This is a genomic window from Paenibacillus tyrphae, from assembly GCF_024158745.1.
Classification (GTDB): Bacteria; Bacillota; Bacilli; order Paenibacillales; family NBRC-103111; genus Paenibacillus_G; species Paenibacillus_G tyrfis_A.
Genome location: NZ_JAMZAW010000009.1, coordinates 13,892 through 32,124 on the forward strand (window position 1 = coordinate 13,892; position 18,233 = coordinate 32,124).

At 49.0% G+C, this 18,233-nt stretch carries 24 protein-coding genes and 1 tRNA gene; 20 read left to right on the top strand and 5 right to left on the bottom strand.

The window, feature by feature from the left end; translation table 11 throughout:
- Positions 1-25: 25 nt before the first annotated feature.
- The 8 genes from mnmE (at position 26) to NI000_RS14575 (ending at position 8,887) form a co-directional block, all read left to right on the top strand.
- Positions 26-1,402 (top strand): tRNA uridine-5-carboxymethylaminomethyl(34) synthesis GTPase MnmE, encoded by a 1,377-nt coding sequence (gene mnmE, locus NI000_RS14540; RefSeq protein ID WP_253411677.1) that lies wholly within the window; start codon positions 26-28, stop codon positions 1,400-1,402.
- Positions 1,403-1,432: 30 nt separating this feature from the next.
- On the top strand, positions 1,433-3,322 hold the full coding sequence (gene mnmG, locus NI000_RS14545) for a tRNA uridine-5-carboxymethylaminomethyl(34) synthesis enzyme MnmG (RefSeq protein ID WP_253411678.1): 1,890 nt from the start codon (positions 1,433-1,435) through the stop codon (positions 3,320-3,322).
- Position 3,323: 1 nt separating this feature from the next.
- Positions 3,324-4,046: a 16S rRNA (guanine(527)-N(7))-methyltransferase RsmG gene (gene rsmG / locus NI000_RS14550; protein WP_253411680.1), complete on the top strand. Its 723-nt coding sequence runs from the start codon at positions 3,324-3,326 to the stop codon at positions 4,044-4,046.
- 156 nt (positions 4,047-4,202) lie between these two features.
- Entirely contained in the window at positions 4,203-5,024 is an 822-nt protein-coding gene (noc, locus tag NI000_RS14555) for a nucleoid occlusion protein (RefSeq protein ID WP_253412118.1), read from the top strand.
- A 473-nt stretch (positions 5,025-5,497) separates the two neighbouring features.
- Positions 5,498-6,256, top strand: coding sequence for a ParA family protein (locus NI000_RS14560; protein WP_253411682.1), 759 nt, complete (start codon positions 5,498-5,500; stop codon positions 6,254-6,256).
- Entirely contained in the window at positions 6,253-7,113 is an 861-nt protein-coding gene (locus NI000_RS14565) for a ParB/RepB/Spo0J family partition protein (RefSeq protein WP_253411684.1), read from the top strand. Before NI000_RS14560 ends, NI000_RS14565 begins: the two co-directional genes overlap by 4 nt.
- A 104-nt stretch (positions 7,114-7,217) precedes the next feature.
- On the top strand, positions 7,218-8,372 hold the full coding sequence (locus NI000_RS14570) for an aminotransferase class V-fold PLP-dependent enzyme (RefSeq protein ID WP_253411686.1): 1,155 nt from the start codon (positions 7,218-7,220) through the stop codon (positions 8,370-8,372).
- 20 nt (positions 8,373-8,392) lie between these two features.
- Positions 8,393-8,887, top strand: a complete 495-nt coding sequence (locus NI000_RS14575; RefSeq protein WP_253411688.1) for a DUF4446 family protein — start codon at positions 8,393-8,395, stop codon at positions 8,885-8,887.
- Here the strand turns inward: NI000_RS14575 and yyaC are convergent.
- Positions 8,862-9,476, bottom strand: coding sequence for a spore protease YyaC (yyaC, locus tag NI000_RS14580; RefSeq protein WP_253411690.1), 615 nt, complete (start codon positions 9,474-9,476; stop codon positions 8,862-8,864). The two genes, NI000_RS14575 and yyaC, sit on opposite strands and share 26 nt — an antisense overlap.
- 127 nt (positions 9,477-9,603) lie before the next feature.
- Here yyaC and NI000_RS14585 point away from each other — a divergent pair, with 127 nt between their 5' ends.
- The 4 genes from NI000_RS14585 to NI000_RS14600 all read left to right on the top strand — a co-directional run bounded on the left by NI000_RS14585 (position 9,604) and on the right by NI000_RS14600 (position 11,158).
- Positions 9,604-9,846 carry a DUF3343 domain-containing protein gene (locus NI000_RS14585; protein ID WP_253411692.1) on the top strand — a complete coding sequence of 81 codons (243 nt, stop codon included), beginning with the start codon at positions 9,604-9,606 and terminating at the stop codon, positions 9,844-9,846.
- A 14-nt stretch (positions 9,847-9,860) separates the two neighbouring features.
- On the top strand, positions 9,861-10,760 hold the full coding sequence (locus NI000_RS14590) for a mechanosensitive ion channel family protein (protein ID WP_253411694.1): 900 nt from the start codon (positions 9,861-9,863) through the stop codon (positions 10,758-10,760).
- Positions 10,760-10,993, top strand: coding sequence for a DUF951 domain-containing protein (locus tag NI000_RS14595; RefSeq protein WP_054975166.1), 234 nt, complete (start codon positions 10,760-10,762; stop codon positions 10,991-10,993). The genes NI000_RS14590 and NI000_RS14595 overlap by 1 nt, the downstream gene beginning before the upstream one ends.
- 74 nt (positions 10,994-11,067) lie before the next feature.
- Positions 11,068-11,158: transfer RNA gene (locus NI000_RS14600), tRNA-Ser, on the top strand.
- 116 nt (positions 11,159-11,274) lie between these two features.
- On the opposite strand, the gene NI000_RS14605 is transcribed toward NI000_RS14600, so the two are convergent.
- Together NI000_RS14605 and NI000_RS14610 are read right to left on the bottom strand one after the other, a co-directional pair.
- Positions 11,275-11,481 carry a helix-turn-helix domain-containing protein gene (locus NI000_RS14605; RefSeq protein WP_309247898.1) on the bottom strand — a complete coding sequence of 69 codons (207 nt, stop codon included), beginning with the start codon at positions 11,479-11,481 and terminating at the stop codon, positions 11,275-11,277.
- Positions 11,482-11,668: 187 nt separating this feature from the next.
- The gene (locus NI000_RS14610) at positions 11,669-11,935 is read right to left on the bottom strand and encodes a helix-turn-helix domain-containing protein (protein WP_253411696.1); all 267 of its coding nucleotides are present in this window, start codon (positions 11,933-11,935) and stop codon (positions 11,669-11,671) included.
- A gap of 170 nt (positions 11,936-12,105) precedes the next feature.
- Between NI000_RS14610 and NI000_RS14615 the strand changes: the two genes are divergently transcribed.
- Positions 12,106-12,420 (top strand): hypothetical protein, encoded by a 315-nt coding sequence (locus tag NI000_RS14615; protein ID WP_253411698.1) that lies wholly within the window; start codon positions 12,106-12,108, stop codon positions 12,418-12,420.
- A gap of 172 nt (positions 12,421-12,592) precedes the next feature.
- On the opposite strand, the gene NI000_RS14620 is transcribed toward NI000_RS14615, so the two are convergent.
- Positions 12,593-12,847: a hypothetical protein gene (locus NI000_RS14620; protein ID WP_253411700.1), complete on the bottom strand. Its 255-nt coding sequence runs from the start codon at positions 12,845-12,847 to the stop codon at positions 12,593-12,595.
- 78 nt (positions 12,848-12,925) lie between these two features.
- Positions 12,926-13,111, bottom strand: a complete 186-nt coding sequence (locus tag NI000_RS14625; RefSeq protein ID WP_253411702.1) for a YjzC family protein — start codon at positions 13,109-13,111, stop codon at positions 12,926-12,928.
- A 240-nt stretch (positions 13,112-13,351) separates the two neighbouring features.
- Between NI000_RS14625 and rpsF the strand changes: the two genes are divergently transcribed.
- The 7 genes from rpsF to NI000_RS14660 all read left to right on the top strand — a co-directional run bounded on the left by rpsF (position 13,352) and on the right by NI000_RS14660 (position 18,210).
- Positions 13,352-13,636 carry a 30S ribosomal protein S6 gene (gene rpsF, locus NI000_RS14630; protein WP_036691811.1) on the top strand — a complete coding sequence of 95 codons (285 nt, stop codon included), beginning with the start codon at positions 13,352-13,354 and terminating at the stop codon, positions 13,634-13,636.
- Positions 13,637-13,718: 82 nt separating this feature from the next.
- Positions 13,719-14,201, top strand: coding sequence for a single-stranded DNA-binding protein (ssb, locus tag NI000_RS14635; protein WP_253411704.1), 483 nt, complete (start codon positions 13,719-13,721; stop codon positions 14,199-14,201).
- 44 nt (positions 14,202-14,245) lie between these two features.
- Complete coding sequence (gene rpsR, locus NI000_RS14640) at positions 14,246-14,527, top strand: 30S ribosomal protein S18 (RefSeq protein ID WP_010501571.1); 282 nt, start codon at positions 14,246-14,248, stop codon at positions 14,525-14,527.
- 112 nt (positions 14,528-14,639) lie between these two features.
- Positions 14,640-16,352, top strand: a complete 1,713-nt coding sequence (locus NI000_RS14645) for a DUF4091 domain-containing protein (RefSeq protein ID WP_253412122.1) — start codon at positions 14,640-14,642, stop codon at positions 16,350-16,352.
- Between the two features lie 149 nt (positions 16,353-16,501).
- Entirely contained in the window at positions 16,502-16,918 is a 417-nt protein-coding gene (locus tag NI000_RS14650) for a CBS domain-containing protein (RefSeq protein ID WP_253411706.1), read from the top strand.
- A 48-nt stretch (positions 16,919-16,966) separates the two neighbouring features.
- Positions 16,967-17,278 carry a MazG-like family protein gene (locus NI000_RS14655; RefSeq protein ID WP_253411708.1) on the top strand — a complete coding sequence of 104 codons (312 nt, stop codon included), beginning with the start codon at positions 16,967-16,969 and terminating at the stop codon, positions 17,276-17,278.
- A gap of 5 nt (positions 17,279-17,283) precedes the next feature.
- A complete protein-coding gene (locus NI000_RS14660) occupies positions 17,284-18,210 on the top strand; it encodes a DUF2232 domain-containing protein (RefSeq protein ID WP_253411710.1) in 927 nt (308 codons plus the stop codon).
- Positions 18,211-18,233: the final 23 nt, after the last annotated feature.

The following is an 18,233-nucleotide window of genomic DNA, read 5'->3' on the forward strand; positions in this document are numbered from 1 at the left end:
AAGAAAGTCAGATAGAGGTGCTATCATGAATCAAGACACCATTGCGGCGATTGCCACCCCGATGGGCGAAGGAGGGATCGCGATCATTCGCGTCAGCGGTGATGAAGCGGTACCCGTGTGCGATAAAATTTTTACAGGGAAATCGAAGCTTGCGGATGTGCCGACGCATACGGTGAATTACGGCTATATTCGCGATCCGGAAACCGGCGCCCGGGTGGAGGAATCGCTCGTGACGGTGATGCGGGCACCGCGGTCGTTTACGAAGGAAGACGTGGTTGAAATCAGCTGTCACGGGGGCTTCGTCTCGGTGCGGAAGGTGCTGGATCTGCTGCTGGAGCACGGAGCGCGGCTTGCCGAACCGGGCGAGTTCACAAAGCGCGCTTTTCTAAACGGCCGGATCGACTTGTCCCAAGCGGAGGCGGTCATCGACCTGATCCGCGCCAAGTCGGATCGGGCGTTTCGCATTGCGCTCAAGCAGTCGGAGGGCAGCTTATCGAAGACGATTAAGGAGCTTCGTCATCGGCTGGTCGAGCTGATGGCGCACATCGAGGTCAATATCGATTACCCTGAGCACGATGTGGAAGAGATGACGAACGCTTTTATCAAGGAAAAATGTGCGGACGCGCTGTCGGATATCGAGCGTATGCTGACGACGGCCCAGCAGGGCAAAATTTTGCGGGAAGGTCTGGTTACGGCGATCGTCGGCCGGCCGAATGTCGGCAAATCGTCGCTGCTCAATACGCTGGCGCAGGAAGAGCGGGCCATTGTCACCGAAATTGCCGGGACGACCCGCGATGTGGTGGAGGAGTATGTGCATGTGAACGGCATTCCGCTCAAGCTGCTTGATACGGCCGGGATTCGAGAAACGTCGGATCTGGTCGAGCAAATCGGTGTGGAAAAGTCGCGCCAGGCGCTGTCGGACGCGGATCTGATCCTGTTCGTATGCAATGGGGCGGAGCCGCTACAGCCGGATGAATATGTCCTGATCGACCAACTTAAGGACCGTCAGGTGATCGCGATTATCAACAAGCAGGATCTTCCGCAGCTTATTGAGGAAGAGGTTTTGAAGGAAGCGTTCGGCGAGGACCGGGTTGTGCGGATGTCGCTTCTTGCCCAGCAGGGCATCACTGACTTGGAAAAAGCTATCGCTAGTATTTTTTTCAGCGGTCAGGTAGAATCAAGTGACCTGACTTATGTGAGCAACGCTCGTCATATTCATCTGCTGAAGCAGGCGAGATCGGCTCTGACGGAGGCACACGAAGCAGCGGAGGCTTTCGTGCCGATCGATATGATTCAAATCGACATTCGTAACGCTTGGGAGCACCTCGGAGAAATTATCGGGGACTCGGTAAGCGAATCGTTAATAGATCAGATTTTTTCGCAATTTTGTTTAGGTAAATAACTTCTCGAAAAGGGTTAGGAGGTTGGAAGAATGACTTACACTGCAGGTCAATATGATGTCATTGTGATCGGAGCAGGTCATGCCGGCAGCGAAGCGGCTTTGGCGGCGGCCCGGATGGGCAGCGAGACGCTGCTGCTTACGATCAATCTGGATATGATCGCCTTTATGCCGTGTAACCCTTCCGTCGGCGGACCGGCGAAAGGGCACGTTGTGCGCGAAATCGATGCGCTCGGCGGTGAAATGGGCCGCAACATCGACAAAACGTATATTCAAATGCGCATGCTGAACACGGGGAAAGGACCGGCTGTGCATGCTTTGCGGGCGCAAGCCGATAAATTTTTGTACCAACACGCCATGAAAGAAACGATTGAGAAGCAGGACCGCTTGACGCTTCGTCAAGGTATGGTGGAAGAGCTGATCATCGAAGACGGCGTGTGCAAGGGTGTCGTTACGAAAAGCGGCGCTGTATATATGGGGAAAACGGTCGTACTAACGACCGGTACGTATCTGCGCGGCAAGATCATTATGGGCGAGCTAATGTACGAGAGCGGACCGAACAACCAGCAGCCGGCCGTCAAGCTGTCGGAAAATCTGCGCAAGCACGGTCTGGAGCTAGTTCGCTTTAAGACGGGGACGCCACCGCGGGTGCATGAGGATACGATCGATTTTAGCAAAACGTCGATTCAGCCCGGGGACGAGAAACCGAAGTTTTTCTCCTACGATACGACGGAGGAAGTGCCGAATCAGCTGCCTTGCTGGCTGACGTATACGTCGGAGGAAACGCACCAAATCATCAATGATAATTTGCACCGGGCTCCGATGTTCTCCGGAGCGATCGAAGGAACGGGACCGAGATATTGTCCGTCCATCGAAGATAAGATCGTACGCTTCAGCGACAAGCCGAAGCACCAAATTTTCCTGGAGCCGGAAGGCCGCAATACAAAGGAATATTACGTTCAAGGGCTCTCTACGAGCATGCCTGAAGATGTGCAGTTACAAATTCTTCGCTCGATTCCTGGGCTGGAGAAGGTCGAAATGATGCGTACCGGATATGCTATCGAGTACGATGCCGTGATTCCAACGCAGCTGAAGCCGTCGCTTGAGACGAAGGTGATCGACGGGCTGTTTACCGCCGGGCAAATTAACGGCACCTCCGGCTACGAAGAGGCGGCAGGACAAGGGATTATGGCCGGAATCAATGCGGCCCGCAAAGTGCAAGGGAAGGAACCGGTTGTTCTGGATCGTTCTCAAGCTTACATCGGCGTGATGATCGACGACTTGGTAACGAAGGGGACGAACGAGCCTTACCGCCTGCTGACTTCGCGTGCCGAGTACCGTTTGCTGCTCCGCCACGATAATGCAGATCTGCGTTTGACCCAGATCGGCTACGATATCGGGCTGATAACGGAAGAGCGGTATGCGCGTTATCAGGAGAAAGTACGTCTTGTCGAAGAGGAGCTTGAGCGGCTCAAAACGACGAAGACGAAACCGACGCCGGAGGTTCAAGCGATGCTGGCTTCACTTGGCAGCGCAGAACTGAACAACTCCGTCGATCTGTTGTCTTTGCTCCGCCGGCCGGAAGTGACTTACGAGCACATTCATGGCATTTCTCCGGCTCCCTACGAGCTGACGGAGGATATGAAGGAACAAGTCGAAATTCAAGTGAAATACAGCGGCTATATTGAGAAGCAGCTCGCGCAAGTGGAACGGCTTCGGAAGATGGAGAAAAAGCGGATTCCGGACGATATCATTTATGATGAAATTCATGGAATCGCCACCGAAGCGAAGCAAAAGCTGGCAAAAATCCGCCCGATTTCGATCGGTCAAGCATCCCGTATTGGCGGCGTTACGCCTGCGGACATCTCCATTTTGCTTGTTCACTTGGAGCATTACAATAAAGTCGTTGCAGCCAGAGGATAATATGGATACCGTACAACAACAATTTACCGAACTGTTGAGAGAGAAGGGCATCGAACTGACGGAAGCACAGCTTCATCAGTTCGAATTCTATTACCGGGAGCTCGTCGAATGGAACGAGCGAATGAATTTGACGGGGATTACAGAGAGAGAACAAGTGTACGTGAAGCATTTTTATGATTCTCTCTCTGTTTCTTTTTTTATTCCAATGGGACACATTCGTTCCGTTGCGGATATCGGATCGGGAGCCGGATTTCCCAGCATTCCATTGAAGATTGTGTATCCTCATTTACACGTCACGATCGTCGATTCGCTCAACAAGCGCATACAGTTTTTAACGCATTTGGGAAATACGCTTGGATTAACGGACGTGCGTTTTATTCATGGACGTGCGGAGGATGTTGCGCGTATGCCCGAACATCGGGACCGTTACGATATTGTCACCGCGAGGGCTGTTGCCCGGCTAGCTGTTCTTAATGAATTTTGTCTTCCCTTTGTGAAAACCGGTGGGAGGTTTTCTGCCATGAAAGGGCAGGATGTTCAAGCGGAGTTAGAGGAAGCGGCGCTTAGCCTAAAAGAGTTAAAAGGTAAATGGAACCATACATATCGTTTTCAGCTTCCTTTGGAAGAATCGACTAGACACATTATCGATATAGAAAAGACAGCTTCAACTCCCAAAAAGTATCCCAGAAAAGCGGGAACTCCTTTGAAAACGCCGCTAGTTTGATGGTGTTCCACGTGGAACATTTTGGAGCAGCGGCTTCTTTTTGTGAGAGTCAATAATAAACTTCTTCGGAGACTTTTGCAGGATTTTGGGCATATTTGGAGAATTGTTATAGAGTGGAGATTCATTATCGGTGAAAAAGATCGGGTGGTTATCGTAATGAAGGAACAAATCTCAAAATTGTTTGGTTTTGCTGAAAAGGCGCCGACTGACGAAGTGAAAAATGTTCCTGTCAATGACATCGTTCCAAGTCCCTACCAACCTCGAACGATATTTGACGATGAGCGGATTGATGAACTGTGTCAAACGATTAAGACACATGGTGTTATTCAGCCGATTGTTGTGCGTCTTCGGAACAATCGCTACGAATTAATTGCTGGGGAACGCAGGTGGCGCGCTGTCAAAAAGCTGGGGAATGAAACGATCCCGGCTATTATTCGCGATTTTAACGATTCGCAAGCGGCATCTATTGCTCTGATCGAGAACTTGCAGCGGGAAGGCTTGACTGCGATCGAGGAAGCGATAGCTTACCAGCAGTTGATCGATCTGCACAGCTTGACGCAGGAAAGTCTGGCTCAGCGCCTTGGGAAAAGTCAATCGACGATTGCAAACAAGATCCGGCTTCTTCAACTGAGCGAGCCGGTGAAAAACGCATTGATGGAACGGAAAATTACGGAACGGCACGCCAGGGCGTTGTTGGCCTTGGATCAAGAGGAACAGCAATTGCGCGTTCTAGAGGATATTGTAAGCAAGGAACTGAATGTAAAGCAAACCGAAGCGAGAATCGCCTTTTTGAAGGAAGCGGCGAAAATTAAAAGCAGTAAGACGAAACGAGTCTCGTTCTCCAAGGATGTACGGTTAGCCCTGAATACGATTCGTCAATCGGTGGATATGGTGACTTCGTCTGGCCTTCCGATCAATACGACGGAACAGGACCATGAAGATCACTATGAGATTGTAATTCGGATTCCAAAGCGGTAAAATAGAGAGTAGGGATTTATTGAAGCCTCGAATGAGGCTTTTGTTTGGCTGTCAGAAGACATTTCCCGCAAAAGCATCTATGAATTTCTGATAGTGATAGCCTAGTTTTAAGGTACACAGCATAATGGTTGTGTAGATATGTGGGTTAGCTCGTTTTTTGCGGTTTCAAGGTTGATTTGAATGGGTACAGGGCATCTTTGACATGACTTCGATTGAGTTTTTCTGCTATGATGAGAATGTCTGAGTTTCATAGAGCATTCAATTTTTTACTAGAAAAGCTTTAGCTGAGGCACAAACGTATTTTCCTCGAAAAGCTTCTTTCGAAGCTTTTCTTACCAACCGATCATTGGGGAGGGAATAAAGCTCTCCAATGATTCTTTTTTTTCGCTACTGTCGCTAATTGTATGTCTTCTATTCGACTCCTCGAAAGTATCGTATTTACTCTAGTTTTTATTATTTGAGGTGAACAGATTTTGGCTAAAATTATCGCCATAACCAACCAGAAGGGTGGGGTTGGCAAAACAACGACATCCGTCAACTTAGGCGCATCATTGGCATCCTTGGGAAAGAAAGTGCTTCTTGTCGATATCGATCCGCAAGGAAATACGACAAGCGGACTTGGCATTAATAAAGCAGATGTCGTTCACTGTATTTACGACGTTCTTATTAACGATGTTCATCCGAAAGAAGCTATGGCCGACACAGCCTTGGAAAATTTGAAAATCATACCGGCTACCATTCAATTGGCCGGTGCGGAAATTGAACTTGTTCCAACCATCTCCAGGGAACTGCGCTTAAAAAAATCACTGCAGTTGGTGAAACATATGTTCGATTACATTTTAATCGACTGTCCGCCATCCTTGGGGATATTGACTGTCAATTCGTTGACGGCTGCCGACTCGGTAATTATTCCTATTCAATGTGAATATTATGCTCTGGAAGGATTGAGCCAATTACTTAACACGGTTCGTTTGGTTCAAAAGCATCTCAATACAACGCTGCAAATTGAAGGCGTGCTGTTGACCATGTTCGATGCAAGAACGAACTTGGGCATGCAAGTCATTGAGGAAGTGAAAAAGTACTTCCAACAGAAGGTGTATCAGACAATCATACCAAGAAATATCAGATTGAGTGAGGCACCCAGTCACGGTCAACCGATCATTACGTATGATCCGAGATCGAAAGGGGCAGAGGTATACTTGGAGTTGGCAAAGGAAGTGATCGCACTTTGAGCAAAAAAATCGGTTTAGGTAAAGGACTGGATGCACTGTTGCCTGCATTGAGCATTAACGAAGACGACAAAGTAGTAGAAATTCCATTGGCACAGCTTCGGCCAAACCCATATCAGCCTAGACGCAATTTCAACGATGAGACGATTCAGGAATTGGCTGATTCGATTAAAGAGCATGGTGTCATTCAGCCGATCATCGTTCGCAGTGTTCTTAAAGGATATGAAATTATTGCCGGTGAGCGAAGATTCCGTGCTTCTCAAGTTTGCGGAAAACCGACGATACCTGCAGTTATCAAAAAGTTCAGCGATCAGCAGGTTATGGAAATTGCGTTAATCGAGAACGTCCAGCGTGAAGATTTGAATGCTTTGGAAATCGCGATAGCTTATCAAGCATTGATCGATCAATTTAAACTGACGCAGGAAGAGCTGTCCTTAAAGGTAGGGAAGAGCCGTTCGCACATTGCAAACTTTCTTCGCCTGCTGCAGCTTCCGGAAGAAGTTAAAGAATATGTTTCACGTGGAACATTATCGATGGGACATGCCAAAGCGATCGTAGGCCTGAAGGATAAAAAGGTCATTAAAGCTTTAGCCGATACCGCGATAAAAGAGCAATGGAGTGTTCGCGAGCTTGAAGAGGAAGTAAAGAAGATGGAAGAAAATGCGGATTCGAAAAAGATGAAGCTGAAGCCGAAACGTAAAGACCCGTACATTAATCAATTGGAAGAAAACTTGAGAGAAATGTACCGGACGACGGTGAAAATCAAACACAGCAATAACAAAGGGAAGATCGAGTTATTGTATTATTCAAAAGATGATTTGGATCGTCTGTTGGAGCTGCTCCAAGGGAAAACTTCCTAACAATGATGGTATAGCATACCCGGGTCATGCCTGATAAGTACAGGTTAAACTAGGTATGCTATATTTATGTAATGGATCTGAATGGACAGAAGAGGTGAGAACAAATGTCGGTCATCTACTTGGATCATGCGGCCTCGTCCTGGCCGAAGCCGCCCGAAGTATTGAAAGCGATGCATGATTGCATGGAGCAGTATGCTGCCAATCCGGGGAGAGGCAGTCATGAGCTGGCTGTCAAAGCGAGCCGCGTATTGTTTGAAGGACGGAAGCAACTGGCCAAGCTGTTCAATATCAAAAATCCTAATGATATCGCGTATGCTCACAATACGACCTTCGCCTTGAATCTAGCCATTAAAGGGTTCGTCAAAGATGGAGATCACATTCTGTGCACGGCCGTCGAGCATAATTCCGTAAGAAGACCCTTGGAATATTTGAAAAGAACGAAAAATGTACAAGTGACCTATGTGAAAACAGACGAGCAAGGACGGCTGAGTCTGGATGATGTTCGTCGCGAAATCACACCCAAAACAAGCTTGATTGTAAGTACGCACAGCTCCAATCTGCTAGGCAGTATTATGCCGATTGAAGAATTGGGACAGCTGTGCAGAGACCATCAGATTAAGCTGTTGGTCGATGCTGCGCAAACGGCCGGGACGATGGAAGTCGATGTGCAGAAGCTGGGCATTCATATGCTTGCTTTTCCGGGTCACAAGGGCTTGCTCGGGCCGCAAGGAACAGGCGGGCTGTATATCGATCCTGAGATCGATCTGGAGCCGCTGCTGCATGGAGGTACCGGCAGTCAATCCGAAGCCGCAGAACAGCCTGATGTTCGACCGGACCGGTATGAAGCTGGAACGCAAAATACGGTAGGGGTTGCCGGGCTTGTGGAAGGTGTGAAGTACATACACAAGCAAACGGTAGAGCAAATTCATGCGAAAGAGTGGAAGCTCACCCAAAGGATCATGAACGGATTGATGGAAATTGATGGAGTGACCATTTTAGGGCCACAAATTGGGCAAAATAAGACAGGAATAGTTGCCTTTACCATCGCCGGTGCCGATTCGTCCGAAGTCGCTTTCATCCTGGATCAATCGTTTCATATTGCCGTTCGGGCAGGCTTCCATTGCACACCGCTTGCTCATGAGATGGTCGGCACATTGGAACGCGGAGCCGTAAGGGCGAGTGTCGGCTGCTTTACGACGGAACAAGAAACGGATCAACTGCTCTATGCGGTTCGTGAAATTGCCAAGCATTTTAAATAGGAGAGCAGGAGGCTTTTAGCGTGGGGGATGTCGTACTGGAAATGCCTGTAGAGGTGCTGTTGTTCATTACAGCGGTTATCTCTTTATTATTTTTAATTCTTGTTATCGTATTGTGGGCAAAATTAAATAAGCTCCGCCGAAATTACAAAAGCATGCTGAACGGGACTGGGAGCTTGAATATTGAACAGATCCTAATGGAGCTGCAGGAGAAAGGAAATGTTTTGCTGGAAAACGATAGCCGAAACGAACAGCAAATTCAAGCGATACGCCGGGACATGTCCACGATGAAATCGCATATCGGCGTACACCGGTACAATGCTTTTTCGGAAACGGGGAGCGATCTGAGCTTTTCCGTAGCGATCTTGGACGAACAGCAGACAGGAGTCGTTCTTTCAGGCATTCATGGCCGCGATGAAACGTATGTGTATGCGAAGCCGATCGAGCAGGGGCAGTCCAAGTATGCGTTGTCCCCTGAAGAGAAGGAAGCGATTAGTCGATCCGTACCAAAGAGGTAGGAGACCATTGGCGCTTGCCGCTGAATGCGGTTTGAAACGATTTGGCAATGACCTCGGCCATGCTCATGACCAGGCTCAATCGGGTGTTTTGCAGGACGAAGTACTCCATAAATCCACCTACGTTTACAATACCGGTAACGTGCATGTGACCGACAGGAGGGAGCTCTTTATTAACGCCGGCACCCGGTTTGACCGGACCATCGCCCACTTGGATATAGCCGACGCTGGTCAGCTGGCCTAGACAGGCATCGATCGCAATGACGAAAGGATCGTTGTAATGCTGCTGAATCGTCGTTAAGGTTTCGTTCAGATTCATGGCGTGAACCGGGTGTTCCAATGTACCGTATAGATGGAGGCCCTCGATGCCTTGCTTCTGAAGCTGACTCCCGACCAGAGGTCCGAGCGCATCGCCTGTGGAACGGTCCGTGCCTACGCAAACGATGACGATGGGCTGTTGAGCCGGAATCGTTCGCAAAACAGTGCTTAGCTTATCCGAAAGCAGGTTGATGCTGTTCGCTTCGGAGTACATAATTTTTAAGGTTTCGCTGGCTTTAGGTTTGTGAGCATCTCTCTGAAAGGGCAGTTTCATAGGAACGCCTCCTGCGGAAAAGGGTAGAGTGATAATCGGAAACGCCAGAAAATGGGTTGTTACTAGTATACGGTTGCTAGGAACGAAATATACGCGGGGTACAAAAAAATAGAAAGGGGGTGGGAAGGTGCTGATCATGGCTTTCGATTCAACACAGCAAGCTTTGAGGGCGGAAATGCTCCTCGATTATGCGGATATCGAAAACGATATGTGTCCTACCCCCAAAGAGATTACGGCTGGGTGCGCGTTATCCCTGGAGTTTCAGGAGGCGGATCTTCCGGAGGTTAAGCGCATTATTAAAGAAGAACGGGTAGATATCCACGGGCTCTATAGTAAAGAGGACGGGCATTATGTTAACATAGAGTTGTAAGGTGGGAGATCGAAATGGATGAAATGTTGAAGGAAACTGGTTTATCCACATGGGGACAATTTCAAGAAAAGTTGATCAACTATGTTTCCAACCCCGAATTGTGGACAGGACTGCTGTTCACTGTCATTAAAATCATACTGATTTATATCGCGGCAAGGGTGATCATTAAGGTTGCGGAAAAAGCGCTGCAGCATATGATGGTGGCGCGGGATAGAGGGCCGATCAAGTTCGATGCAAGACGTTCGAAAACGGTAGGCAAGCTCGTGGGAAATATTATTACTTACGTTGTTAACTTTATTATGGTCTTAATGATTTTGAGCCAATTTCAGGTGAATCTCGGACCGGTCTTAGCTGGCGCTGGGGTCGTTGGGTTGGCGATCGGTTTCGGAGCGCAAAGCTTGGTGAAGGATGTCATCACTGGATTTTTCATTATTTTTGAAGACCAGTTTGCGGTAGGCGACGTTATTCAAGTAGGCAATTACAAAGGAACAGTTGAAGAAATCGGCCTGCGGGTAACCCGGGTGAAGAGCTGGACAGGGGAAGTGCACATCATTCCGAACGGGACGATTGTGCAAGTTACCAACTTTTCCGTCAATAACTCGCTTGCCGTCATTGATGTCTCGGTAACGTATGAAACGGATATCGATTTTGCAATGAAAATTCTTGAGGATACCGTCAAAACATTTTATGATACAAGTGTGGACATGGTAAAAGAGCCTGAAGTGCTCGGGATCCATATGATGGGAGCAACGGAAATTACGCTGCGGATTACGGCGGAGTGCAAGCCTAACCAGCAGTTCGGGGTAGCAAGGAAGCTGAATGCGGAAATCAAAAAAGCATTTGAGGCCAACGGGATTCAAATTCCTTATCCACGGATGATCACTTATCATAGAACGGAAAAGGCGGAATCGTGATGGAGAAGAAGCAGTATCAGTTAGGCGACGTCGTACAGATGAAGAAGCCGCATCCGTGCGGTACGAACGAGATGGAGATCATCCGGATGGGGATGGACATTCGCATCAAGTGTGTCGGGTGCAAGCACAGCGTGCTCGTTCCCCGGTCCAAGTTCGAGAGCAAGCTGAAAAAAGTGCTTCGTTCCGCCGCGCCAGCGGAAGATTCTGCGGCAACGGATCAGGGAGAAGCTTGATAGCTGGTAAATATTAAAAAGCACTTGCATACATGCAGGTGTGTATGCTATTATATTTCTTGTCCCTTTAATGCGGAAAGGTACCCAAGAGGCCCAAGGGGGCTGACTCGAAATCAGCTAGGCGGCGCAAGCCGTGCGTGGGTTCGAATCCCACTCTTTCCGCCATACCATAAAAACGAGACGACCGCAGGGTCGTTTTTTTGTTTGTGTGAAAAGTGATTGGCCAAGAGGCCACTTGTTAGTACATAAAAAATCCCCGTATTCAGGACTTTATGTCACTGTTACGGGGATTTTGCGTTATCGTCGTCAGGTGCATATTCAAGCAGGTCTCCGGGTGTGCAATCTAAAGCTTTGCACATTAAATTAAGCACCTCAACGCTTATAGCTTTAACGTGCTTCTCCTCTTCTCGCAGTTTGTCGTTATTAACCCATTGACTAAGTGTATTGGGACGAATCCCTGTTTTCTTACTAAGTTGGTACATGGTCATTTGGCGTTAATCCAATAAATCTGCAAGCTTAAATATGATCAACTAAACATCACGCTCCCAATAGGGTCGTTTTTTATTACCCCAGAAAGGATAAAGTCCAAGAAGAGGGCGTCAGAGACGTTACGAAAAAACGCCAATTAATCGGTTTGATGGCGTTCTTTTTGAGTTAATTTTACATGCGCATGTGTTACGGAGTCTCTGCTTTCTTATCGTCCGGTATATATTCGATTATATCGGATATGGTTATTTTACGAGTAATGCCTTGCTCACGTGCAATTGTATTTAAGGTGTCAAGCAAATTAACCAAAGTATGAATTTCGATTCGTTTTGTTTCTCCACTAACTAAATCTAACACTGTTGCCGGCCGCGTTTTTGATTCAACGGCCAATTTATTCCTCGTAATTCCTAACTCTTCAATAGTTCTACCAAGGTTAAATCGTACTTTCTCTGACATTGGTTACGCTCCTTAGTCTGCATCCTTCTTGTATTATAACGTAACTATACGAGACGAGTAAAACTTTTTAAATAAAACTATTGACGTATTACTTCAGAAGTAATATTATATACTTCAGTAGTAATACCCCAGTAGTTATTTTTACTAATAAACAAGGAGGGATAAGGATTATGCTCAAACGAATTAAAATGGTGATTGAGCAAGGGGAAAACGAATTTGAATTAGTTGATGCTTATTTAACTCCTGATGGATCGCACGCGTTTTATATTCATGAAGGAACCATTCACTACACGATAGCTGTGCGGACGCAAAACGAACGGGTTTATGTTGAAAGTCAGGTATCCATGCATTTAGGGGAAACGACCCGAGGCGAGGTAAGCATTTATGATTTACATGATAAATTGATCGGTATGAGTGCATACCAGCTTTTAAATTTCCATGTCATTCACCATATGGATGATCTCAAATTAATAAATGAAAACTAACGTTAAATTAGGAATAAGAGAAGGCAATTTGAATATGCGATGGCTAGAGGATGAACCCGGCGGAAGATCAGGGATAACAAGAGACGATTAAAAAGGAACCAAGTCAAGGTTCCTTTTATCTTTACGTCATATATTATTAGGATACTTAAATTTGGCGCCAGCTTTAGGGGATTCATTCCCTGTCCTTCGTCCGTCGGTAGACGGAGAAGCGGTCAACGGCGAAACCGATAATCGTCCACGAAAGAATGGTGAGCAGATAAAGCGGCCAAGGATTGATATCGGTATAGGTGAAGATCGGATAAAACCAGGCGGGCACGCTCAGCGAATAGAAGAGCAGATACACCGGATCGTACTCGTGTCCGATATAATGGATAAAGCACAGCACAATGCCCACAATGGTCAATATTTTCGTATATTTATAGCGCATCGGTCGCGCCCTCCTTTGTCCAAGGTTGCAGAGGAAGCAGGCTCCCTGCCGGCTGGTCGGGAAGGGAGCGAGCAGGGGTTAGCCTCGAAACAGCTTTTTCCACTTGCGGTTATGGTTCGTTGTTTCCGGGAAGGGATCTCCCTTTTTTAAATTGATGACCTTCGGATTGTTGATGCCCATATGGAAGGCATTTTCACCGACTTCCATGTATTCGCCGTCGTTCGGCGCTTTGTCTCCCGGACGGAACTGACTCCATTCCCCCACAACAAGCCACCTCCTTACTTAAATCTAATGTTAGATTTTCCATAAAGCTTCGGAAGCATGCGGGCTAATAATTGCCAGAACACCGTATAAAAAGGGGTGCAGCGTGCGGATTTTGCTTGCGTTGCGTGCTCGATTTTGCTATAGTATTATGGTGCGAGTTTGGATATTATCGATTCTCGCTCCTTGCTCCTGACGGTACAAGCCGACTCGGGGGCCGTTAGTCCAAAAGGAGGTGGCAACATGCGCAAATACGAAGTGATGTACATCATCCGTCCTGACCTGGAACAGGAAGCTGTTCAGGCTACGGTGGAGAAGTTCCAAAACATCATCAACAACGGTGGCGAAATTACGAAACACGACCTGATGGGTAAGCGCCGTCTTGCGTATGAGATCAACAAGCTGCGTGACGGTCATTATGTGTTGGTTCATTTCAACGCAACTAATGAAGTCATTAGCGAGCTTGACCGCGTAATGAAGATTTCCGACGAAATCATTCGTTACCTGATCGTTAGAGACGTAGCTTAAGGCTTCGTGCCGTAATTGAGTTAGTTGACAACGAGCATCGTCAGACGATGCGGCCGTTGCAACGATCCGGGAGGGAATGCGGATGTTGAATCGTGTAATTCTGATCGGAAGGCTAACACGTGATCCCGAATTACGTTATACGCCGGCAGGTGTAGCTGTAACCCAGTTTACACTTGCGGTAGACCGCCCCTTCACAAGCAACCAAGGGCAGCGGGAAGCGGATTTCATTCCGGTCGTAACTTGGCGCCAGCTTGCGGAGACTTGCGCAAACTACCTTCGCAAAGGGCGTTTGGCTGCAGTCGAAGGCCGTATTCAAGTACGCAACTACGACAACAATGAAGGTCGTCGCGTCTATGTGACGGAGATCATTGCGGACAATGTGCGTTTCTTGGAATCCGCGAACAGCGCAAACCGCGACGATAGCGGTATGGGCATGAGCGGCGGCGGCAACAGCAACAGTGGCGGCGGGAACCGCGGAAGCTACGGCGGAGGACGCGAACAACAGGATCCTTTCCAGGATGACGGTAGACCGATCGACATTTCCGATGATGATTTGCCGTTCTAGCGATAGAGCGGTAGGACAATCTACGTAGAAAGGACTGAAAACAAGTGGAACAAAGAGAGAGACGTAATCCGGAAGAGCGCGGCGAAAGAAAGTTCGGCGGTCGCGGCAAAAAAGGCGGCAAGCGCCGGAAAGTGTGCTACTTCACGGTTAACAAAATTACGCACATCGACTACAAAGACATCGAAACGCTCAAGAAATTCATCAGCGAGCGCGGTAAGATTCTTCCTCGTCGTGTGACAGGTACTTCCGCTAAATATCAGCGTATGCTGACCGTTGCGATCAAACGCGCGCGTCAAGTAGCACTGCTGCCTTATACAACGGAATAGAAAGAATGGAAAAAGACAGCTGGTATTATGCCGACTGTCTTTTTCTATATTTTCTTCAAGATGCTCTTCAGATCCTGCATGCCTAATCTGAACCGGAGGACGATGAACCTTGATGCATTATGGCCTGCAAAACATGTTCTACAAATACATATGGTCGGCAAACTGGTGGAATCAAGGGGCGAAGGATGCGGCGGCTTCCCATATCGATCTTCGCTGCCAGAAGCGCGATAGCGCTGCGTTTCAGGCGCTGGTCAGCTCGGACCGGGACGAGTTCCTGCTCACTGTCGGCAGGGATGCGATCCTGGGCAAAAGCGGCCCGATTAAGATCGTACGCTGCGAGGTAGAGACTGACGCGCCATGTGAGGTAGAGGTCAGGCTGATCGGCTTGATCGAAGACGACGATCGGACGCTCAAGTCCGATGTGCTGCTGGAGGACCGGCATGCCTATGTGCAGAAGCGGAAAATTCAACCGCTTTGGATCGAGCTGCATGCGGGGGAGTCGGCCTTGGCCGGAACGTATAGCGGGAAGGTGAAGTTTTACGCGCACTCGATGTTCGAGGACGAGGTGCTGGAGCGGGAGCTAACATTCAGCTTGACGATCGGCGACCGCGTGCTGCCGGACCCGCGGGACTATTCGTTTTACTTGGACCTGTGGCAGCATAACTGCAATATTGCCCGGAAGTACAATGTGGCCTACTGGTCTGACGAGCATTTTGCGATCTTGGACTTCTACCTGCACAGCTTAGGCCAACTCGGGCAAAAAGCGCTGACCCTGATCGTATCCGAGGAGCCATGGTGCGGCCAGCGCTCGTTCATCGACGCGGAACCTTCCGATTTAAACGAATATAGCATCGTGCCCGTCTTGAAGCGCCGCTTCGGCGAGTTCGCGTACGATTTTTCCCGGTTGGACCGGTATGTCGAGCTTGGAGAGAAGCACGGCATTCGCGAGGAACTGGAAATTTTCGGCCTGATTAACGTCTGGGAGCACGAAGAGGAAGGCTTCGAAAGCATCGTACAAGATTACCCTGATGCCATTCGTGTTCGTTATTTCGACGAAGCTGCGGGAAGCTACAGGTTCATCCGCGACAAAAACGATCTTGCGGCTTATGTGCAGGCGCTGGAGCGGCATTTTATCGAAAAGGGCTGGATCGACCGGGTGCGGGTCGTAGCCGACGAGCCGGAGGATTTCGATTTGTTCGCCAAGCGGATGGCATGTCTTCGGGAGATGGCGCCTTCTTTCCAATACAAGGCGGCGATTCATCAAAGCGAATTTATTCGCAAAGGGGTCCAAGGCATCGTCGATTATGTGCCGATTCTGGACTGCGCGGCGGGCGAGTTCGAGCAGCTGATGCAGGTACGGTCGGAGTCCAAAGGACGGATGATGTATTACGTCTGCTGCGTGCCGGACAAGCCGAATACGTTTATCAGCTCGCCGGCGATCGAATCGAGGGTCATCCCTTGGTTGGCGGAAAGGCTGCGGATGGACGGCTTTTTGCGGTGGAATTATACGGTTTGGCCGGACCATCCGCTCGAAAAGCTATCTTACCGGCCTGCGATGTGGAAGGCGGGAGATACGAACTTCGTCTATCCCGGCAAAGGGGGGCGACCGCTGCTGTCGCTTCGCTATAAGTGGATGCAGCGGGGGATCCGTGATTTCGAGTATATGCAGCTGCTCAAGCGAAGCGGACTTGGGGAGCACGTGGAACAGGCGCTGCAGCGCGTTTTCAAGTTCGATCATCCGGCGCAATTATGTCCCGGTTCAGGAGAAACGGCAGAGCAATTATACAGTTTTCATTCGGAAGATTACGATCAGCTTTACATGTAAATGGCGCGAACCACAGGCTCAAAGGCTTGTGGTTTTTGCTTATCCCGGCGCCTCCGGCACGATTTTTCTTCGGGGCTCGTATCATGATATGATGGAAGGGAGGACCGCCCGGCCTCGGGGGTCAAGTAAGAGGAAAGTAGGGAGATCCGTTGAATATTGCATTTTTCCTTGTCCCGAAGGACGATGTCATTTATTTTTCCCCTCATCATACGATGCGTCAGGCGTTGGAGCGCATGGAGTATCACCGGTATTCGGCTGTTCCGCTCGTGGACGATCACGGCAAGTACGTCGGAACGATTACGGAAGGGGACTTGCTTTGGAAGCTGAAGCATTCGCCGGAGATCGGCTTCGAGCATGCGCATAAGGTGCAGCTCAAAGACGTGCCGCAGCATATGACGATCCATCCGGTGAGAATTAACCAGCAGATGCAGGATTTGATCACGCTGGCTACCAACCAGAACTTCGTACCGGTGCTCGACGACAACGAGGTGTTTATCGGCATTATTCGCCGCCGCGAAATCATCGATTATTGCTTCAAGCTGTGGCAGTCGGAACAAAAGGTGTAAAAATGTGTTATAATTAACTAAAGCGTCTGGGTAAGGGGAGAAGCGGCCATGTCCAATCTGGATCGTGACGTTGATTTGGCGAAACGGGCCAAAATCATCGAATGGCTCAAAACCGAACTGGTCGATCAGCTGGCTCATCTGCTGAAGGGCATGTGGGAAGGCAGCCATGCCAAAATCGTTGACGGGCTGTCCAGTCTTATCGCCTGCTGCTATATTCTGGGAAGACGGCTTGGCATCTCTTCGCGCAGTTTGGACGAGGCGGTATTGGAGAAAATGAAAAAACACCGCGAAGAAGGACATCAACTGGAAGAGTGGTATGGCGACATATCCGCTGTGGAAGATCATTTGCGTAAGAGGTGAACTGCTTGGAAGGAACCCAAAAACCGCGTATGCTCGGGTGGAGCATTGCGTATATCTTTTTGCTTTTATCGATCTTTTTGCCGCCGCTGAGCTTGATTACGGCCGCTCTGCTGATGGTGCCGGTGCTGATCATGTATGTGAAGCTCGGAACCCGCCGGTTTTTGGTTCATTACATCGTTAGCCTGGCTGTCGTGTATTTCGTCGCCTCGCTGCTGGCCGGATGGCTCGGGGCGTTGCTCGTCTCGGTATCGATCTTTTTCCTGCCGCCGGTCATTCAAATGGGCAATCTATACAAAAAGCGGGCCGCGGCGCGAACGGTGATTACGGCAGGAACGCTTACCTTGCTTGGCGAACTGCTGCTCACTCTGGTCGTCTGCTCCATGTTCGGCCTGAATCCAGTCGGAAACATGAAACGGTTTATGATGGAGAGCGTGCAGACGCTGCCGGCTCAGGTGCAAGGCCTCATGGCTATCGATATGGACACTCTGGTGCAGCTGATGGTACAGATGCTGCCGCTGTATATGATCGGCTTTTCGCTGTTCTACGTCGTCATATCGCACTGGCTGGCGCGCAAGGTGCTGGTACGCTCCGGCGAGTCGATTCCGGCGTTTAAACCGATTAAGGATTGGATGTTGCCTAAATCGTTCGTCTGGCTGTATCTGCTTGCGCTCATTCTGGAGATGTTCGTGAAGGATTCGCGATCGATGATCTTTACCGTGCTTCTCAACCTGCTTCCGCTGCTGATGGCGGCGTTTGCGATTCAGGCGATAGCTTTTTTATTTTTTGTTGCACATGTAAAACGATGGAACAAAACGCTGCCGATTGTGGGCATTCTTCTTCTGCTATTCTTCCCGCCGGCTTACTTTATGTTCAGCTTGCTGGGCGTCTTCGACGTAGCCTTTCCGATCCGCGACCGAATGACCAGCAAATGACTTATCTTAGGGATTAGGAGCGA